This is a genomic window from Serratia sp. (in: enterobacteria), assembly GCF_052400455.1.
Taxonomy (GTDB): Bacteria; Pseudomonadota; Gammaproteobacteria; order Enterobacterales; family Enterobacteriaceae; genus Serratia; species Serratia ureilytica.
Map to the genome: position 1 here is coordinate 4,832,338 of NZ_CP185812.1, position 17,905 is coordinate 4,850,242.

Below are 17,905 nucleotides of genomic sequence, written 5' to 3' on the forward strand. Positions count from 1 at the left end.
ATAAAATAACACCAAATGACAAAAAATAGATTTTAATAAACAAAAAATAGATTTAATTAATAGTTTGCAGCATATCTGACTTATACTGTCGATAAATTTTAATATTTTAAATAGCATTAAATTTCATCCAAAACGCCAATTAACAAACATAAACACCAAAAAATTAACATTTACACCATTAATGAACCGCATTTAGGCTCTTACAGTGCAAAGCCCTCCCTATATTCACAAATCACCGTCACGCGCCCTATCCGGGGACAATCTCGCAAAATTATTCATTTGCCGCGCCCCTCCTCACATTGTTTATTATCGTGCGCTTTATTCAGCGCCGCTCCTGTTCACTCAGGCAAACCATATTCAACGCCGCTCGCAATATAAACTCTACTTCCGCGATGAAAACAGTCGCCACGCTGACAGGCACAAGCAATCAGCAACATGCCCCCTCTATATATTAATCGTCAGACGTCACTAAATTATGGCGAGGCAGACACAACCGCCATGCCGCGACACCGCGAATTCGGCAACGCATGCATGGCGAGATAAAGTGGTTTACTCTGCCTAAGCAATTTCTTTTTTTAATATGGACCGGAATGCATGCCCAGAACAGCCCAAGTCGTTGACGTCCCCGCCCTCGGCGAGATTGACCGCCAGGCGGGGCAGCTAAGCCACCAACTGGCGCAGGCCCTGCGCCGGGCCATCCACAAAGGCGATCTGAAAGCGGGCGATCTGCTGCCTTCGACGCGCCGGCTGTCGGCGGCGCTGAATCTGGCGCGCGGCACGGTATTGGAGGCGTTTGCTCAGCTGACGGCGGAAGGCTTTCTTGAACCGCAGCCCGGCTCCGGCACCCGGGTCGCCCACTATCAGGCGCCGCGCCGCACGCCACACGCTACGGTGCAAACCGCTCCGGCCACAGCCGTGCCGCTTTCTTCACAGGCGCAGCATCTGGCGCGTTTTGCCGCCCAGGCGCGGGCGCTGCCGTCGGTGCCATTCACCGTGTCGGTCCCGATCGGCGATACCGCGCCCGACGATATCTGGCGGCGGCTCGGCAACCGCATCCGGGCGCGCGGCCCCGGCGCCCCATCCGGCTATGGCGATCCGTTGGGCGCCCTGCCGCTGCGCGAAGCCATCTGCGATTATGTGCGCCGTTCCCGCTCGGTAAACTGCACGCCGCAGCAAATCCTCATCACCGCCGGCACCCAGCAGGGACTGTATCTGGCCGCGCAGATCCTGTTGGACGCCGGCGACAGCGCCTGGGTCGAGGATCCCGCCTACGCTGGCATCACCGCCCTTTTTAACAGCCTGTTTCGCGATCGGCACATGATCAGGGTGCCCGTCGCCGACGACGGCATCGACGTCGCCGCCGGCGTGCGCCTGGCCGCCGACGCCCGCGCCGCTTTTGTCACGCCGTCGCATCAATATCCGCTGGGCATGCCGATGAGCATGGTGAAAAGAAGCGCCCTGCTGGCCTGGGCCAGAGAACGGCAGGCCTGGATCGTGGAAGACGATTACGACAGCGAGATGCGCTACGCCGGCCACCCGTTCCCTTCGCTGCAAGGGTTGGCGCCCGAACGGACGCTCTATCTCGGCACCTTCAGCAAGGTGCTGTTCCCTTCGCTGCGCTTGGGTTACGCCATCGTGCCGCCGCCGCTGGTCGACGCCTTTTGCGGCGCCCGGATCCTGATGGATCGTCACCCGCCCAGCGCGGATCAACACGTACTGGCCGCCTTTATCGCCGAAGGGTATCTCGACCGGCATATCCGCAAAATGCGCGGCGTCTACGCCGAGAAACGCCGGGTGCTGATCGAGGCGATCAACGCGCGCATCCCGGCCGAATTGGGGAGGGTGCAGCCCTGCGATCAGGGCATGCACATGGTGCTGTGGCTGAGGAAAGATCTCGACGACGTGCAGGTCGCCCAGCAGGCCAACGAAGCCGGATTGGCGCTGCGGGCGGTATCGCCGATGTATGCGCCCGGCCACGGTGAGCCGGGTCTGGTGCTGGGGTTGGGCGGTTACGATGACCGCCAGGTGCAGCAGGCGGTGGAACGGCTCGGCGAGGTGATCCGCGCCTGCGCCCGCAACGGGGCCTAGCGAGAAAAGCGCTTGGCGCCGAACACGCAAACCACCACGCCGGCCATCACGGCGATCATCATCGGCTGGACGGTTTCCTGCAGCAGCCAGCCCGCCAGCGCCAGGCCGAAGAACGGCTGCAGCAGCTGCAATTGCCCGACGGCGGCGATGCCGCCCTGCGCCAGGCCGCGATACCAGAAGATAAAGCCGATCCACATGCTGAACACCGAGACGTAAGCCAGCGACAGCCAGGCGGCGCCGCTGACGACGGGCCAAGCGGCCGGCGCCGCCCACCATGCGGCCGCCAGCGTCAACGGCAACGCCGCCACCAGCGCCCAGGAGATCACCTGCCAGCCGCCGATCCGGCGCGACAGCACCGCGCCTTCGGCATAACCCAAACCGCACAGCAGCACCGCGCCGACCATCAGCGCATCTCCCTGCCAGGCGCCGCCGCTCCCCTGGCTCAGCGCGAACGCCCCCACCAGCGCGGCGCCAATGCCCGAAAAAGCCCAAAAAGCGGGCTTGGGGCGCTCACCGCCGCGCAAGACGCCAAAACCGGCGGTCGCCAGCGGCAGCAGGCCGATATACACCAGCGAATGCGCCGAGGTGGTGTGCTGCAGCGCCAGCGCCGTCAGCAGCGGAAAACCGATGACCACGCCGAGCGCCACAAACAGCAGCGGCGGCAAATCGGCCCGCGTCGGCCGCGCCTGGCGAGTGATCCGCAGCGCGCACAGGGCCAGCAAAGCGGCGATCGCCGCCCTGATCGCCGTCAGAAACAGCGGATCGAGCTCCAGCACCGCCACCCGGGTGGCGGGCAACGAGCCGCTGAAGATAATCATGCCGAGGAAACCGTTCATCCAGCCCTGAGCCGAATGCCCGACGGCGGGATGAGCAGGGGTAACAACAAGCGTTTTTTCAGACTGACTGTCCATCATGCGAATGCTCCGCACGCCTGAGGCATACCGAAATCGGCAACCCGCGAGGCGAGGTCATAGTGAAAGAGAACATCGTTCCCCGGTGTCGCTTGCCGGGGCTGCGTTCTATTTTTCAGATAAAGCGGTTCACAGACAGGTCCAGATAGCGAGATTTTCACTGTGCCGGTTGCCAAAGTGCGCCGCTAACGCCAAAGAAGGGCGTTTTTCGGGCTGTCCTTGGCCGTTTGGCGGCATCGCCGGCGGGGTATCATGGACTTTTATGCGTTTTTGCAGAACAGGACAAGGTGCGGCGCCGTGGTGAAACCCTTCTTACGCAGTGGCAGTTTGGATGATGTGCTGGCTTTAGGCGAAAACGGGCAACCGATCTACGCCTGCGCGCAGCAGCTGCGGGAAACCCTGCGTCTTCGCCGACAGCAGCAGGCCGCCGACTGTCTGGCGATCCCCCAGCCGAACGAAAGCGGCACGCGCATCGACTGGTATGCGCCCTTTCCGGGCAAGGTGACCTCCTGGCTGGCGGCAAGCGATGCCCAGCGCGCGCAGGCGGTGCGCCACCTGGAACACTGTCTGGCGACCTTCCGCAGCCTGATCGAACAGACCCGGGCGACCGATCACCCCAGCCACCGCCTGTTCGGCGCGCTGCTGGCCAAAGCGATGCACATTCCCGATCCCAACCACGTCTACCTGGTGGACGATCGGCCGGTGCTGACCTTTTGGGGCTTTATCAAACCGCAGGCGCAGAGCCCGGACGATCCGTTAGCCTGCCTGCGCCCGCTCGAATCGGAAGTGGAAAAACCGGCGCCGATCGCCGCCGCGCCGCGCAAATCGGCCGTTGTCGAACCGGTAAAACCGGCCCCGGCCGCCGAGCCTGAACCGGTGCCCGCTCCGACGGCGCCCGCCGAATCCCCCGCCGTTGTCCGCCCGCGTCGACGCCACGCGCTGTGGTTGTTGCCGGTACTGCTGCTAGGCAGCGCGGCGCTGGCCGCCTGGCTGCACCGCTCACCGCCGCCGCAACCGGCGATGCCGGCTGAGGTGCACCATCCGGCAGCGCCGGAAAAAATCGCCGCGCCGTTGCCTGAGCTGCGCTTGCCGCTGGCGCACGCCACGCTGATGCCGCCGCCCCCGGCGCCGGTCATCCCACAGCCGGCGGACAAAAATGCGCTGGTGCTGCCGCCCGAGGCGGTGAAGGCCGGCTCCACCCGTTTCCTTAACGGCAAATGGCGCGCCACGGTGGCGCTGAAAGATCCGATCACCGGCAAGCGCCCCAGCCTGCAATACCGCCTGAACGCGGGCAAAGGCAGCGCCGTCATCGCCTACGGCGACGGCGTCACCTGCCGGGTGGCGGTCGAGGCCGGGCTGATGCAGTCCGGCAATCTGGTGATCAACAGCCGCACCAAAGCGCGCTGCAGCGACGGCAGCCGCTACCAGATCCCGGAAATCGTCTGCCGCCAGGGCGAGACCGGGGCCGCGGAATGCACCGGCCGCTACGATGCGGACACCACCTATCCCATGACGTTCAAGCGCGAGAGTAAATGATGCTGGCACCCCTTACGGACTACAAACACGGCATTACGCTGATTCAGGACAGCGGCATTCAGTTTATGGACTTTGCCCTGCCCCCGCGGCTGGACGCCGAGTTTCCCGGCAAATTCGTGCGCAAGACCGCCAGCGGCCCGCTGTTGCGCCTGCAATGGGAGGCCGAGAGCGGCAAATATCAGCTGCCGGCCGAGGGCGGGCAAGCCGCCGAAGTGGTGCGGCCGGAGTTCAGCTACCCGCTGCAGCAGTCGCTGCGCCTGCTGGATAAGCTCTGGCTGCCGTTGCCGTTCTTGCGCTATACCGCCTCGGGGATATTTTTGTCGGGCCCGGATAACTGGGCTCGCCTGCAGGTGGTGCAACTGGATGAACCGGATCAGGACGGCAACCTGCTGCGGGTGGTGTTGGCCTTCGATACCCGCGCCGCCGTGCCCGGCCAGGAAGCGCTGGCGCCGGGCGAGAGCGATCTCGGCGCCGATCTGAGCTTCGCGCTGGCGCACCGCAACCACGAGCTGGGCGAGTTCCTCGATCTGACCTGGGTGGACGGCTGGCTGCGCGAGGCGTTCAGCCAGCGCGCCGCCGAGCGGGAACAGCGCGCCGAGGCGGAGATCAACGCCGGGCTGAAAACCTTCGAGTATCAGGCGCACTACCTCAACCTATTGCACATGCTCGGCCATCAGCTGACGGTGCCGCAGATAAAAATGGCGGCGGCGACGCTGCAACAGCCGGCGATCGACGTCGATCTGGTGCTGGACGTCGGCAATTCTCACACCTGCGGCGTGCTGGTCGAAGACCATCCGGAAGAGAGCAACGGCCTGAAGCAAACCTATGAGCTGCAGCTGCGCTCGCTGTCCGAACCGCATCACATCTACAACGAACTGTTCGAGAGCCGGGTGGAGTTTTCTCGGGCCGCGTTCGGCAAGCCGCATCTGTCCTTCCAGAGCGGACGCGACGACGCCTTCCAATGGCCGTCCATCACCCGCGTCGGCCGTGAAGCCGCGCAATTGGCGCAGCGACGCGAAGGGCATGAAGGCACTACCGGCATCTCCAGCCCGCGCCGCTATCTGTGGGACGAAGAGCGCTATGCGCCCGGCTGGCGCTTCAACGAGCGTCACGAGCCGATGGCCGCCGCCGCGCCGTTGACCACCTTGATCAACGACGAGGGCGTGCCGCTGTCCGCCCTGCCGACGGCCGAACGGCTGCCGGTGTTCGCCGCCCATTACAGCCGCAGCGCGGTGATGAGCCTGATGCTGAGCGAGCTGTTGGCGCAGGCGCTGATGCAGATCAACAGCATCGCCCAGCGCAGCCGCATGCCGAACGCCGCCGCCCCGCGCCGTTTACGCGCCATCATCCTGACGCTGCCGTCGGCGATGCCGAAGCCGGAGCGGGAGATCTTCCGCCGCCGCATGCAGGAAGCGATCGGGCTGGTGTGGAAAGCCCTCGGCTGGCACCCGCAGGATGCGCTGTTCGACGGCGCGCACACTCGCTTCCCGGCGCCGCAGGTGCAGATCGAGTGGGACGAAGCCACCTGCGGCCAGATGGTCTATCTGTACAACGAAACCCAGGTGAACTTCGCCGGCCGCACCGACGCCTTCTTCGCCGCCATGGCTCGGCCCGATCGGCCGCTGGCGCCGGGTGAACAGCCCGGCAAGACGCTGCGCATCGCCTCCATCGACATCGGCGGCGGCACCACCGATCTGGCGATCACGCACTACTCGCTCGATGACGGCGTAGGCAACAACATCAAAATCAACCCGCGCCTGCTGTTCCGCGAGGGCTTTAAGGTCGCCGGCGACGATATCTTGCTGGACATCATCCAGCAGTTTGTCTTGCCCGCCGTGCAACAGGCGTTCGAGGCCGCCGGCGTGAGCGCCGCTGCGGCGCTGATGGACAAACTGTTCGGCAACGAAGGGCGCATGGACGGGCTTTCCACCCTGCGTCAACAGGCCGCGCTGCAGATCTTCATGCCCGCCGGACGCGCGCTGCTCGCCGCCTATGAGCAGTACGATCCGCTGGACAGCCGCGCGGAAATCGCCGCCGGCCTCGGCGATCTGCTGCCGCAGCGGCCGACGCCGCAGGTGCTGGCGTTTATCAACGGCGAAGTGCAGCGCGAAGCCGACAGCGACGCCTTCGATATCCTGCACACCCCGCTGGTGATCCGTCTGGCCGACCTGCACGCCGCTTTCTTGTCCGATCGCATCGGCATCGGCCGCTGTCTGCGCCTGCTGGCCGAAGTGGTGGCGCTGTACACCTGCGACGTGTTGCTGCTGACCGGCCGCCCGGCGCGCTTCCCCGGCGTGCAGGCGCTGCTGCGCCATCTGCAGCCGCTGCCCGCCAGCCGCATTCTGCCGCTCGAGGGCTACCACACCCGCAGCTGGTACCCATTCAACAAACGCGGCCGCATCGACAACCCGAAATCCACCGCTGCCGTGGGCGCCATGCTGTGCCTGCTGGCGATCGATCTGCGGCTGGAGAGCTTTTACTTCAACGTCGGCGATTTCCAGCCCTACTCCACCATTCGCTATCTGGGCATGCTGGACGGCAACAACATGCTGGCGGACGATAACGTCTATTACCGCGACATCGATCTGGATCGCGCCGATTTCGCGCTCGATCCCGCCGGCAGCTTCCAGCTGCGCGGCCCGCTGCGTCTGGGCTTCCGCCAGCTGGACAACGAACGCTGGCCGGCCTCGCCGCTCTATACGCTGACCATCAATGACGCCCAGTTGGCGCGCAAGCTGGCCGGCGACGCGGTGATCGGCCTGCGGCTGGCCATCACCGCCAGCGCCGAGCAGGGTGCCGAGAGCGTCAAGATCGCCCAGGCGCTGCTGGCCGACGGCAGCCCCGTCCCGGCGCACCACCTACAACTGAAACTCAATACCCTGGCTGCCAGCGCCTCCGGTGCGACCCACTACTGGATAGACAGCGGGAGCATTTACCCACGATGAACACGCAAACCCTCGCCCCAGCGGCTCCGAATAACGCGCTCAGCGCCGGCATTTTGCAGGCGATCGACTGGGTGGACGCCGCACGCCGTCACTCCGCCCGCCTGGAGCGGGAAGCCGATCGGCTGATACAGCGTTTGCGGCGTTGCCATAACCGCGCCGCACTGTTGGAAAACACACGGTCTGCGCAGGTCGCCATCGGTTTATATGGCCACAACGCCGCCGCCAAAGCCCATCTGTTGGCGGCGCTGGCGCCCGGCGCGAAGCGCTTCGACGCGGACCTTTCGCTCGCGGTGCGCTACTGCACGGCGGCCGAGGCGGGGCCCGCCGATTATCCGATCGCCCTCGCCTTGCTCGATGAAGCGCAGTGGTTGGCCATGACGATTGACGCCGCCGCGATGAGCGGCTTCCGCACGGACTGGGACGCCCGCGCCATCGCCGACCACCTGCAAGCGCTGACGCGCCACCGACAGGCGATCGCCATCGATGGCCTCGACGGCAATGCCGTACTGGCGCTGTGGGACAGCCTGCGCCGCCACGGCGACAAAGAGCAATCCACGCTCGACAGGCACTTCTGGCCGCAGGCGGTGACGCTGGCGCCGCAGTTGAGCATCGATGACCGCGCGCGCCTGTTTGCGCCGCTGTGGGGAGAGGAAGCGACGCTGACGGCGCGTTACCGCCAGCTGGCGCACGCGTTGCAGGCGCTCGACGGCAGCAGACGGATTCATGCCCCGCGCCGTGCGTTGGCGCTGCTGACCGCAAGCGCCGCACCGGAAAACGCCACGATCGCCGTCATGACCGAAAACGGCGATGAACGGGAGATCGCACTGAGCGATCTGGCCTGGCTGACCGCAGAAGTGACCACCCTGCTGCCGCAGACGACGCAGGCAGGCTTGCCCGCCGACGTGGCGCTGATCGACCTGCCCGGCAGCCGCATCTGTCCGCAGGCAGAGCCGGCGCAGCGTCTGCAGCAGGCGAAGCGCGCCCATTTACTGGCCCGTTGCGCCGACGGCCTGCACGCCAGCCTGCTGCTGGTGACCGATGCCGCCGCCACGCCGCAGGACACCGCGCGCGTCGGCCAGGCGCTCGCCGATTGGGTCAACCACACCCAGGGGGAAACCCCGGCGCTGCGCCAGCGCCGCAAGCCCGGTTTAATCTGGGCGATCACGCCGTTCGACCTGCGTCAGGAAGGCAAAGCGCGGCCCGACGATGCCGTCCAGCGTCAGGTCGGCGAGCCCGGCGACAGCTGGGCCACGCTGCTGGCGCTGGATGAACAGGACTGCCGCCGGATGGTGAACTACCTGGCTGCACAGGCGCGCCCGGCCCACAAACAAGCGCGCTTGCTCGAACAGCGTGAAGAGTTGCAGCGCGAGCTGACGGAAAGCCTGCTCGGCAACTGGCTCTCCGCCGCCGATCCGCACGCGGCGCAGCAACGCGCCCAGCAGCTGTTGCGCGCGTTGCAGGCGCAGGCCGGCCGCCACGGCGAACTGCTGGAACGGTTGCTGCCCCAGCGCGATACGCTGCGCCAGCTTTATCAGCAACAGCAGCATACGACGCCGTCCCAGACGACGCCGCCTTCGCCGTTTGGGCTGGATATCGATCTGTTCGGTGCGCAAGACCCTGCGGCGCCCGGCGAGCAGCCCGCATCGCCTTTCGCCGCGCGGATCTTCGCCGACTGGGTCAACCATCTGCGCGCGCTGCCAGACAGCCGCCGGTTGCTGGATCTGCTCGGCGTCGACAGGCCGCACCTCGAACTGCTGGTCGATGCGCTGATCGGCGCCGCCTGCCGCCTGCGGCTCGACGACGAACTGGAGCGCGCGCTGTGCGCCGGGAGCTTGCCGGAACAGGGTGAAGATCGGCAGATCAGCCAGGCGCTGGCGCTACTGGGCGACTTCGTCGCCTGGCTCGGCTTCCAGCGGCGCGATGCGGCCACGCGCCCCGAGAGCCGCGTCAATCCCGGCCAGCCGATCTTTACCCCGCCGCCGCAGCCGGCGGTGGACTGGAGTGGCCAGCAGCGGCTAACCCGGCTGGCGCCGACGCCGACCAAAAATACCGCGTTTTATATCTATGACTGGCTGATCGGCCTGCAAACCCTGCTGGCGGAGAATGCCGCGCAGGCGCAGCCCGCGCTGGCAGACGAGCAGCGCGCCGAACTGGCGGCGATCGTCGCGGCCCTGCGCGCTGCGCCGTAGCAGGCGCCATCCGGGCCGGACGCCGCCGCGCGATCAGTGGCAGGCCGGCCCGGCCGACATCACTTCGCGAAAGTGGGTGACCAGCGGGCGCAGGTTGGCCTTGTGCCACACTGCCCACAGCTGCGTGGTGTATTGCATCCAGGGCAGCTCGCGCAGCACCACGCCTTGCGGCGCGTTATGCCGCAGGCTGTGCTGGATCAGCGTCATCCCCAACCCGGCGGCGACCAGCCCCAACGCCGTCAGCGGCTCGCCCGCTTCCAGCCGAATATCCGGATCGAACCCGGCCTTCACGCAGGCCGCCACGAAATCGTCGCGCGAATGGGCATCCTCTTTGTGGATCACCGAGATCCAGGCCTGATCGGTGAGATCCGCCGGCTGCAGCGTTTCCCTGTCCGCCAGCGGATGCGTCTGCGGCAGGGCCAGCAACATGCGATCGTCCAACACCTGCGTATAGTCCAAATCCTGATCGTCGCGATCCGGCGCCGTATTGACCAGCGCCACGTCCAGGCTACGCTGCCGCAGCCCTTCCAGCTGCATGGAAGAAGGCTGGCTGTAAAGCACGATGTGCACATCCGGCCGGGACACCCGCAGCGACCGCAAGGCGTTCGACAAGACGCCGGAGTGCATCGCATTTTCGATATAGCCGATGCACAGCCCGCCATCTTCACCCCGCCCCAGGCGGCGTCCGAGCGATTCGAGCCGGTTGGCGTGCGTCAACAGCGCGCGGGTTTCGGCCAGAAACGTCTGGCCGTCGGCGGTCAGGCGAATGCGCTGTTGATTGCGCTCAAACAGCATCAATCCGAGACGTTCCTCAAGCTGGGAAATCTGCCGGCTCAGCGGCGACTGGGAAATGTGCAGCCGTTCGGCAGCGCGGCCGACGTGCTCCTCTTCCGCCACCGCGACGAAGTATTTCAACTGACGTAAATCGATCATATGAGACCTCAAAGGACTTAACTTAGACAAATTATGTCCTATCAAGTCACAACTTGCCACGCTATCTTTAGCCTCGTGACGGGGCAGACGCACTGTGCGCCCCCCAATTTCCCTGAAAAGATAACGTATTGAGGACCTGACATGAGCATCAGAAATATTTTACCCGGCAAGATCGGTTTGGGCGGCGCACCACTCGGCAATATGTTCCGCAACATCCCGCAAGACGACGTGCAAGCCACCGTCAGCGGCGCCTGGGATCTGGGCATCCGCTACTTCGACACCGCGCCGCTCTACGGTTCCGGCCTGTCGGAAATCCGCATGGGTGAAGTGCTGTCGCACTACCCACGCGACGAGTATGTGCTGAGCACCAAAGTGGGCCGCATCATGCTGGACGAAGAAGAAGACACTTCCGCCCGCGATCTGGGCGAGAAAGGCGGTTTGTTCGAACACGGCTTGAAGAACAAAATAGTCAACGACTACTCCGCCGACGCCACGCTGCGTTCCATCGAAGACAGCCTGAAGCGCCTGAAAACCGACCGCCTGGATATCGTCTGGATCCACGATCCGGCCCAGGATTTCTACGGCGACAACTGGATTGAACAGTTCAACATCGCCCGCACCGGCGCTTTCCGCGCGCTGACCCGTCTGCGTGAAGAAGGGGTGATCAAGGCCTGGGGCCTCGGCGTCAACCGCGTCGAGCCTTGCGAACTGGCGCTGGGCCTGAGCGAAACGCAGCCGGACGCCTTCCTGCTGGCCGGCCGTTACAGCCTGCTGGATCATGAACGCGCGCTGCAACGTTTGATGCCGGAAGCCCTGGCGAACAACGTCGACATCGTCGTCGGCGGCCCTTACAACTCCGGCGTGCTGGCCGGTGGCGAGCACTACGAATACCAGAAAACATCCCCGGCGGTGCTGGCGAAAGTGGCGCAAATCAAAGCGATCGCCGCTCGCTTCCAGGTCGACGTCAAAGCCGCCGCGCTGCAGTTCTCGCTGGCTAACCCCGCGGTCGCCGCCGTGATCCCCGGTTCGAGCCGCCCTGGCCGCATGGCCGAAGATCTGGCTGCGCTGGACGCCGTTATCCCGGCTGAATTCTAGGCCGAAATGCGCCGTCAGAAACTGGTGGCCGACAACGCGCCGCTGCCGATTCGTTAAGTTTTATGGGGCCGCATGGCCCCATTCCCCCCATTAACTCGATGAGATACATGATGAAACTGGATCTTTCAGGCAAAGTCGCCGTCGTCAGCGGCTCCACCTCCGGCATCGGCCTCGGCATCGCGCGCGGGCTCGCCAAAACGGGCGCCACCGTGGTGATCGTCGGCCGTCAGAAAGCCGGGGTTGATAACGCCATCGCCGACATCAGCGCCAACGTGCCCGGCGCGCAGGTGCGCGGCGTGGTCGCCGATCTCGGAACGGAACACGGGGCTGCAACCCTGTTCGCCGCGGAACCGAGAGCCGACGTGCTGATCAACAACCTGGGCATTTTCAACGATAACGACTTCTTTACCGTGCCCGACAGCGAGTGGATGCACTTTTATAACGTCAACGTCCTCTCGGGCGTGCGGCTGGCGCGCCACTATGCGCAGAGCATGACCGAGCAGGGTTGGGGACGCATTATTTTCGTGTCGTCCGAATCCGGCGTCGCCATCCCGGCGGACATGATCAACTACGGCGTCACCAAAAGCGCCAACCTGGCGGTGTCTCACGGCCTGGCGAAACGCCTCGCCGGCACCGGCGTGACGGTCAACGCCATCCTGCCGGGGCCGACCTTTACCGAAGGCCTGCAAGACATGCTGGCGGATGCGGCGGCCAAATCCGGTCGCAGCGCCCGCGATCAGGCCGACGAGTTCGTTAAAACCGAACGCCCAAGCTCCATCATTCAGCGCGCGGCGGACGTTGATGAAGTGGCCAACCTGGCCGTTTACCTCGCGTCTCCGCTGTCTTCGGCCACCACCGGCGCGGCGCTGCGCGTCGACGGCGGCGTCGTAGATACGCTGGCAATGTAACCCTGTACCCGAAACCGATATTAAGAGAGAGAAAGAAAATGGCTACTACATCCGTCTCTATGGACATCCCGGCATCCGCCGACACCGTATGGCAACTGATCGGCGGCTTCGATGCCCTGCCTGACTGGCTGCCGTTCATTCCGAAAAGCGTCATTTCGCAAGGCGGCCGCGTGCGCACTTTGACCACCGCCGACGGCGGCACCGTCATCGAGCGGCTGGAATCGTTCGACAACCGTCAACGCAGCTACAGCTACTCCATCATGCAGGCGCCGTTCCCGGTGGTGAATTATCTGTCCACCCTGTCAGTGCACGCCACCGGCGACGCCAACGTGGCGCGCGTGGAATGGTCGGGCAGCTTCACGCCGGTCAACATCAGCGACGACGAGGCCATCGCCCTGTTCAGCGGCATCTACCAGGGCGGCCTGGATGCGCTGAGCGGTAACTTCCCTCGTTAACGCTTGAACACTCAAGCCCCACGGCCGATGGCTGCACCCATCGGCCGTTTTTTTTGGTTTGGCCGCGCGAAGCGGCAACGCCGCGAAACAGGATAAATCCGCCATCGCCGCTTATGCTGTAAAGGAGATGTTCATTTGAGGAGATGACCGTGCGCCCTTTCAACCTGCAACAGTTGGATCATGTGGTTCTGCGCGTGCGCGATATGCAGAACAGCCTGCGTTTTTATACCCAGGTCATCGGTTGTGATATCGCCAAACAGCGGCCGGATTTGGGGCTGGTGCACCTGCGCGCCGGCGCCTCCATGATCGATCTGGTGGACGTCAACGGCATGCTAGGAAGAAAAGGCGGCATGCCGCCCGATGCCAGACAGCAGAACGTCGATCACTTTTGCCTGCGCATCGATCCGTTCAACGAAGACGCGTTGCTGACCTACCTGCGATCGCAGGGGATCGACGCTGATCCCGCCGAATCGCGCTACGGCGCGGAAGGCGACGGGCCGTCCATCTATTTCAGCGATCCGGACGGCAATCGCGTGGAATTGAAAGGGCCGGCGCTCGATTAACCGCTTTGGTTACCTTCGATAGCAGACAGCCGTTGGCGATCAGTCACCCGCAGTGATTTGTTTTTAAACTGAATGATGCCTTCCGCCGCGAGCTGCGCCAACGCGCGGCTTAGCTGTCTGACGGAGATGCCCAATCTCGCCGCCAGCGCCTCCCGGTTTTCCAGCTCAATCAATTCCCCTTCGCTCTTTATCTTGAACAATAAAAATTTTCGCAGTTTATATTCCGCCGTCAAAACGCCGTTCGCATGCAGCAAGGAGGAATTCAGCAGCTTATTGCTCAATTGCCGGCAGATAAAGGTGAGAAACGCCGGGTCGCTCAGGGCGTGATTGTTGATGACCTCTATCGGTGCCGCGAGGAGCAGCGCGTCGGTCACCGCCTGCACGGTGCTGAACAGCGTGCGCTGCGCCTGGGAGAACAGCTCCAGATCGCCAATTACCGAGAAATCCGTTTCGAAGGAAAAGACAATGTGCGCACCATTCACATCAAAATTCTCAACCTGCAATTTTCCCTGCACGAGAAAAAACAGGTGGGTCAAACGATCGCTTTGCGTCACCAGGTATTCGCCGGCTTCGACGCTCACCAGGCGCAGTGCGGCGAGCAGCGTGGGCGAAAGCGCCGTTTGCATATCGTGAACCTCAATGAACGCTTCTTTTAGCTTGCTGTCACCGACCGTTTTCAAGGCGATTCACTCCCAAGGCTCATCCTTAAACGTCTTGCCTCCTCGCTTTCGACTGCGTTCAGCATAGCCGACGCGCTTCAGAACGAAAAAGGACATCTGACCTTTTTTGCCTTGGGCCGCCTGGGTATTTTCTCCGTACCCCCTACGAGGAGATTGCCATGCGACACATTCTGATAGACACCGATACCGCTTCCGACGATGCCGTTGCGCTGCTGATGGCGTTGCGCGAACCTGGCGTGAAAGTGGAAGCGATCACCGCGGTCGCCGGAAACTGCCCGCTAGAACACTGCGTCAAAAATGCGCTCATTTGCGTGGAAAAAGCGGGAACCTATGCTCCTCCGGTTTACGCCGGCATGGCGAAACCACTGTTTCGCACGCGCTATCACTCGCACCATATTCACGGTGAAGACGGCATGGGCGACATGGCCTTGCCGACCCCACGCTTGGCCGTAGAACCCGTTCATGCCGTGGACGCCATCATCGACTGCGCCGCACGGCTCAAGGGCGAGCTGGAAATCGTCACCCTGGGGCCGCTGACCAATCTCGCGATGGCGGTGCTGAAAGCGCCCGCGCTGGCCGAAAAGGTGAAGCGCGTGTATGTCATGGGCGGTTCCGGACTGACGCCCGGCAATATCACCCCGCTGGCCGAATTTAATTTTTACGCCGACGCCGAGGCTGCGCATCTGGTGCTCACTGCCGGGCTGCCGCTCACTCTCGTCGGCTGGGAGATCGGCATGGGGGAAGCCTTTATCGACGAACGCGATATAGAACGATTGAATAACCTCGGCGAACTGGGACGCTTTGCCGTGCGCTGCAATCGCGCGCTGATGGCGTTCAACGCACGGCGCACCGAACGCAAAGGGTTTGATTTGCCCGATCCGACCACCATGGCGGTGGCGCTCTATCCGGATATCGTCGAGACCAGTCTGGAAGCGTATTCATGGGTAGAATATAAAAGTGAGAGGTCTTACGGCCATTACGTCATCGATTCCACTCAGCTTACCGGCGAACCGGCCAATGCGCGCGTGATTACCCGCATTAAGCCCGGCCTGTTTAAAGAAAAACTGTTCTCGTTGTTATCTCAGCCGTTAATGAAATAAGTGACCCGCATGAAATTCGATCCAAGAAAATTGAAGAAAGTGGAATTACACGTCCATTTGGATACCTGTTTAAGCTACCACTATTTAAAAAAGGTCGACCCGCAAATAACCAGAACGGCATTTAATCGGCAATTTGTCGCGCCGAAACGATGCGCCGATCTGGGGGGACTTTCTAAGCAAGATAGCGCCGCAAATAGATCTATTGCAGACAAGCCAGGCGATAACGCTGGCCGTCGAGGACTTATTCGCGCAGTTGGCGGCGGATAATGTCATCTATGCCGAGCTGCGCTTCGCGCCGCTGCTGCATACCCGGCTGGGGTTAAGCGGTGAAGCGGTGGTCGAGACGGTGCTGGCGGCCATGCATAACGCCTCGCGGGCTTACGGCATCGCCGCCGGGCTGATCCTATGCACGCTGCGGCATTTCGACGCGGCCACCAGCCTGCAAACGGCGAAGCTGGTTATCGATTATCAGGGAAGCGGCGTGGTGGCGCTGGATTTGGCCGCCGATGAAGCGCGTTACCCGCTGACCCACCATGTGGCGGCCTTTCGCGCCGTGCGTGCCGCCGGCGGCAACGTCATCGCCCACGCCGGCGAGGCGAAGGGCCCCGACAGCGTGCGGGAGACGCTAGATAGGCTGCAGGTGTCACGCATCGGCCACGGCGTCAGAAGCATCGAGGACCCTGCGCTCGTCGAGCGCCTGGTAGCCACCGGCGTCCTGCTCGAGATATGCCCCAGCTGCAATCTCACCTGCAATTTGTTCGACAGCATCGACGATCATCCGATAGATCGGCTGAAAAAGTGGGGGGTGCGGCTAAACGTGAATACCGATGCGCGCACCGTCGTCGATACCACGCTGAACAAGGAGTACCAGCTGTTGCATGACGCCTTCGGCTGGCAGGATGACGATTTTAACCGCAGCAACCGACAGGCGCTGGAGGCGAGTTTTCTCGACGGCGATACTAAAATTAAATTAATGAGTCAGCTCAATGCCGGGTCGATGTGACCCGGCGCGTTTCAAGGCCAAGCGGCGTTTTACCGCCCCTGCGCCGCCAGCGCCTGGGCGCAGGCCCAGGCCGAACTCCAGGCCCACTGGAAGTTGTAACCGCCCAGCCACCCGGTCACGTCCACCACTTCGCCGATAAAATAGAGCCCCGGCGCCTTGTGGGCTTCCATCGTCTTGGAAGAAAGTTCGTTGGTGTCGACGCCGCCGAGCGTCACCTCCGCCGTGCGATAACCCTCGGTGCCGTTCGGCTGCACGCGCCAGTTCTGCAACAGATCCACCAGCGCCGCCTGTTGCGGCGCATTCAGCTGCTTCAGCGTCGCCTCCGGCAGTTGTCCCAGGGTCTGCAAGCATTCCACCAGCCGCTTCGGCAAGTGCAGCGCCAGGGTGTTTTTCAGGCTTTGGTTCGGGTGCTGCAGGCGCTGTTCCTCAAGGAAGCCCGCCATATCAAGCTCAGGAAGTAAGTTAATGCTCACATACTCACCTGGTTGCCAGTAGCTGGACAGCTGCAATACCGCCGGGCCGGACAGGCCGCGATGGGTGAACAGGATGCTTTCACGGAAGCTGACGCCGTTCTCGGCGGTGATCACCGCCGGCACCGACACGCCGGACAGCGTTTGCACATGCTCCAGCAGCGGCTTATGCAGGGTAAACGGCACCAGCCCGGCGCGCGTCGGCAGCACCCTGAGGCCGAACTGCTCCGCCAGCTTGTAACCGAACGGCGAGGCGCCCAGCCCCGGCATGGATAATCCGCCGCTGGCCACCACAAGTGAGCGAGCACTTACTTTTTCGCCATTCAGCGCCAGCGCATAGCCGTTCTCGGTTTTCTCCACGCCCAGCACTTCGCTGCGCAGGCGCATCGTCACCTGGCCCAGCTCGCACTCTTTGACCAGCAGATCCACCACCTGCTGCGCCGAATCGTCGCAGAACAGCTGCCCCAGCGTTTTTTCATGGTAGGCGATGCCGTAACGGTTGATCAGATCGATGAAGTCCCACTGGGTGTAGCGCGCCAGCGCCGACTTGCAAAAATGCGGGTTGTTCGACAGATAGGCCGCCGGTTCGGCGTACATGTTGGTGAAGTTGCAGCGCCCACCGCCGGACATCAGGATCTTGCGGCCCGGTTTTTTGCCGTTGTCGAGCAGCAACACGCGGCAACCGAGTTGCCCCGCCTGCGCGGCGCAAAACATGCCGGCGGCGCCCGCCCCAATCACTACGACATCAAACTGTTCCACCTGAGCCTCACTTATCAAAACCACAATCGCGACAAAAGAGCGCCATATTACGCCGTTTCGCCGCCGGTCACCGCCAAATTCACGGCGGCAGATTGTAAAGCCCCCGCGCCGCCAACGCCATAGTAAGAAAATATTACAGAGGTCAGAGCAGATTAACGCGTTGATATTCCATATTTTTGTTATAGACACGCCACCATTTCGTCATGTCCAAATCAAAAAAACGTCATATTTTCCTTTTCCCCGGCACCGGTTGTCACTGATAATGCGCGG

14 protein-coding genes are annotated in these 17,905 nt (G+C 63.0%); 10 read left to right on the forward strand and 4 right to left on the reverse strand.

All coding sequences use genetic code 11. From position 1 onward, the window contains the following. Positions 1-594: 594 nt before the first annotated feature. The gene (pdxR, locus tag ACORQT_RS23215; RefSeq protein ID WP_444859286.1) at positions 595-2,088 is read left to right on the forward strand and encodes a MocR-like pyridoxine biosynthesis transcription factor PdxR; all 1,494 of its coding nucleotides are present in this window, start codon (positions 595-597) and stop codon (positions 2,086-2,088) included. Here the strand turns inward: pdxR and ACORQT_RS23220 are convergent. After that, positions 2,085-2,999: a DMT family transporter gene (locus tag ACORQT_RS23220; RefSeq protein WP_033645389.1), complete on the reverse strand. Its 915-nt coding sequence runs from the start codon at positions 2,997-2,999 to the stop codon at positions 2,085-2,087. The two genes, pdxR and ACORQT_RS23220, sit on opposite strands and share 4 nt — an antisense overlap. Before the next feature lie 297 nt (positions 3,000-3,296). On the opposite strand from ACORQT_RS23220, the gene ACORQT_RS23225 reads away from it, so the two are divergent. From ACORQT_RS23225 to ACORQT_RS23235, 3 genes are read left to right on the forward strand one after another with little or no spacing between them, the layout of a single operon-like run. Then, positions 3,297-4,535, forward strand: a complete 1,239-nt coding sequence (locus ACORQT_RS23225; protein WP_164057861.1) for an SrfA family protein — start codon at positions 3,297-3,299, stop codon at positions 4,533-4,535. Then, on the forward strand, positions 4,535-7,480 hold the full coding sequence (locus tag ACORQT_RS23230) for a virulence factor SrfB (RefSeq protein WP_197802251.1): 2,946 nt from the start codon (positions 4,535-4,537) through the stop codon (positions 7,478-7,480). The genes ACORQT_RS23225 and ACORQT_RS23230 overlap by 1 nt, the downstream gene beginning before the upstream one ends. Further along, positions 7,477-9,669: a virulence factor SrfC family protein gene (locus ACORQT_RS23235; RefSeq protein ID WP_089192436.1), complete on the forward strand. Its 2,193-nt coding sequence runs from the start codon at positions 7,477-7,479 to the stop codon at positions 9,667-9,669. Before ACORQT_RS23230 ends, ACORQT_RS23235 begins: the two co-directional genes overlap by 4 nt. Before the next feature lie 33 nt (positions 9,670-9,702). Here ACORQT_RS23235 and ACORQT_RS23240 read toward each other — a convergent pair whose 3' ends face one another. Then, the gene (locus ACORQT_RS23240) at positions 9,703-10,602 is read right to left on the reverse strand and encodes a LysR substrate-binding domain-containing protein (RefSeq protein ID WP_033645340.1); all 900 of its coding nucleotides are present in this window, start codon (positions 10,600-10,602) and stop codon (positions 9,703-9,705) included. A 141-nt stretch (positions 10,603-10,743) separates the two neighbouring features. Between ACORQT_RS23240 and ACORQT_RS23245 the strand changes: the two genes are divergently transcribed. The 4 genes from ACORQT_RS23245 (at position 10,744) to ACORQT_RS23260 (ending at position 13,623) form a co-directional block, all read left to right on the forward strand. Then, on the forward strand, positions 10,744-11,697 hold the full coding sequence (locus tag ACORQT_RS23245) for an aldo/keto reductase (protein WP_444859287.1): 954 nt from the start codon (positions 10,744-10,746) through the stop codon (positions 11,695-11,697). Positions 11,698-11,807: 110 nt separating this feature from the next. After that, on the forward strand, positions 11,808-12,605 hold the full coding sequence (locus ACORQT_RS23250) for an SDR family NAD(P)-dependent oxidoreductase (RefSeq protein WP_033645342.1): 798 nt from the start codon (positions 11,808-11,810) through the stop codon (positions 12,603-12,605). Between the two features lie 38 nt (positions 12,606-12,643). Beyond that, a complete protein-coding gene (locus ACORQT_RS23255; protein WP_089192434.1) occupies positions 12,644-13,060 on the forward strand; it encodes an SRPBCC family protein in 417 nt (138 codons plus the stop codon). A 143-nt stretch (positions 13,061-13,203) separates the two neighbouring features. Then, positions 13,204-13,623: a VOC family protein gene (locus ACORQT_RS23260; RefSeq protein WP_033651779.1), complete on the forward strand. Its 420-nt coding sequence runs from the start codon at positions 13,204-13,206 to the stop codon at positions 13,621-13,623. On the opposite strand, the gene ACORQT_RS23265 is transcribed toward ACORQT_RS23260, so the two are convergent. Next, positions 13,620-14,303 carry a Crp/Fnr family transcriptional regulator gene (locus ACORQT_RS23265; RefSeq protein ID WP_164057858.1) on the reverse strand — a complete coding sequence of 228 codons (684 nt, stop codon included), beginning with the start codon at positions 14,301-14,303 and terminating at the stop codon, positions 13,620-13,622. The genes ACORQT_RS23260 and ACORQT_RS23265 overlap by 4 nt on opposite strands. Positions 14,304-14,461: 158 nt before the next feature. Here ACORQT_RS23265 and ACORQT_RS23270 point away from each other — a divergent pair, with 158 nt between their 5' ends. Beyond that, positions 14,462-15,403 (forward strand): nucleoside hydrolase, encoded by a 942-nt coding sequence (locus ACORQT_RS23270; RefSeq protein ID WP_033645346.1) that lies wholly within the window; start codon positions 14,462-14,464, stop codon positions 15,401-15,403. Positions 15,404-15,605: 202 nt separating this feature from the next. Continuing rightward, the gene (gene add, locus ACORQT_RS23275) at positions 15,606-16,406 is read left to right on the forward strand and encodes an adenosine deaminase (RefSeq protein ID WP_232091489.1); all 801 of its coding nucleotides are present in this window, start codon (positions 15,606-15,608) and stop codon (positions 16,404-16,406) included. Positions 16,407-16,435: 29 nt separating this feature from the next. On the opposite strand, the gene ACORQT_RS23280 is transcribed toward add, so the two are convergent. Continuing rightward, positions 16,436-17,635: an NAD(P)/FAD-dependent oxidoreductase gene (locus tag ACORQT_RS23280; protein WP_164057857.1), complete on the reverse strand. Its 1,200-nt coding sequence runs from the start codon at positions 17,633-17,635 to the stop codon at positions 16,436-16,438. Positions 17,636-17,905 lie beyond the last annotated feature (270 nt).

Coding starts and splice junctions, on each gene's coding strand:
- pdxR (WP_444859286.1), top strand. CDS start 595: ATGCCCAGAACAGCCCAAGTCGTTGACGTCCCCGCCCTCGGCGAGATT.
- ACORQT_RS23220 (WP_033645389.1), bottom strand. CDS start 2,999: ATGGACAGTCAGTCTGAAAAAACGCTTGTTGTTACCCCTGCTCATCCC.
- ACORQT_RS23230 (WP_197802251.1), top strand. CDS start 4,535: ATGCTGGCACCCCTTACGGACTACAAACACGGCATTACGCTGATTCAG.
- ACORQT_RS23235 (WP_089192436.1), top strand. CDS start 7,477: ATGAACACGCAAACCCTCGCCCCAGCGGCTCCGAATAACGCGCTCAGC.
- ACORQT_RS23240 (WP_033645340.1), bottom strand. CDS start 10,602: ATGATCGATTTACGTCAGTTGAAATACTTCGTCGCGGTGGCGGAAGAG.
- ACORQT_RS23245 (WP_444859287.1), top strand. CDS start 10,744: ATGAGCATCAGAAATATTTTACCCGGCAAGATCGGTTTGGGCGGCGCA.
- ACORQT_RS23250 (WP_033645342.1), top strand. CDS start 11,808: ATGAAACTGGATCTTTCAGGCAAAGTCGCCGTCGTCAGCGGCTCCACC.
- ACORQT_RS23255 (WP_089192434.1), top strand. CDS start 12,644: ATGGCTACTACATCCGTCTCTATGGACATCCCGGCATCCGCCGACACC.
- ACORQT_RS23260 (WP_033651779.1), top strand. CDS start 13,204: ATGACCGTGCGCCCTTTCAACCTGCAACAGTTGGATCATGTGGTTCTG.
- ACORQT_RS23270 (WP_033645346.1), top strand. CDS start 14,462: ATGCGACACATTCTGATAGACACCGATACCGCTTCCGACGATGCCGTT.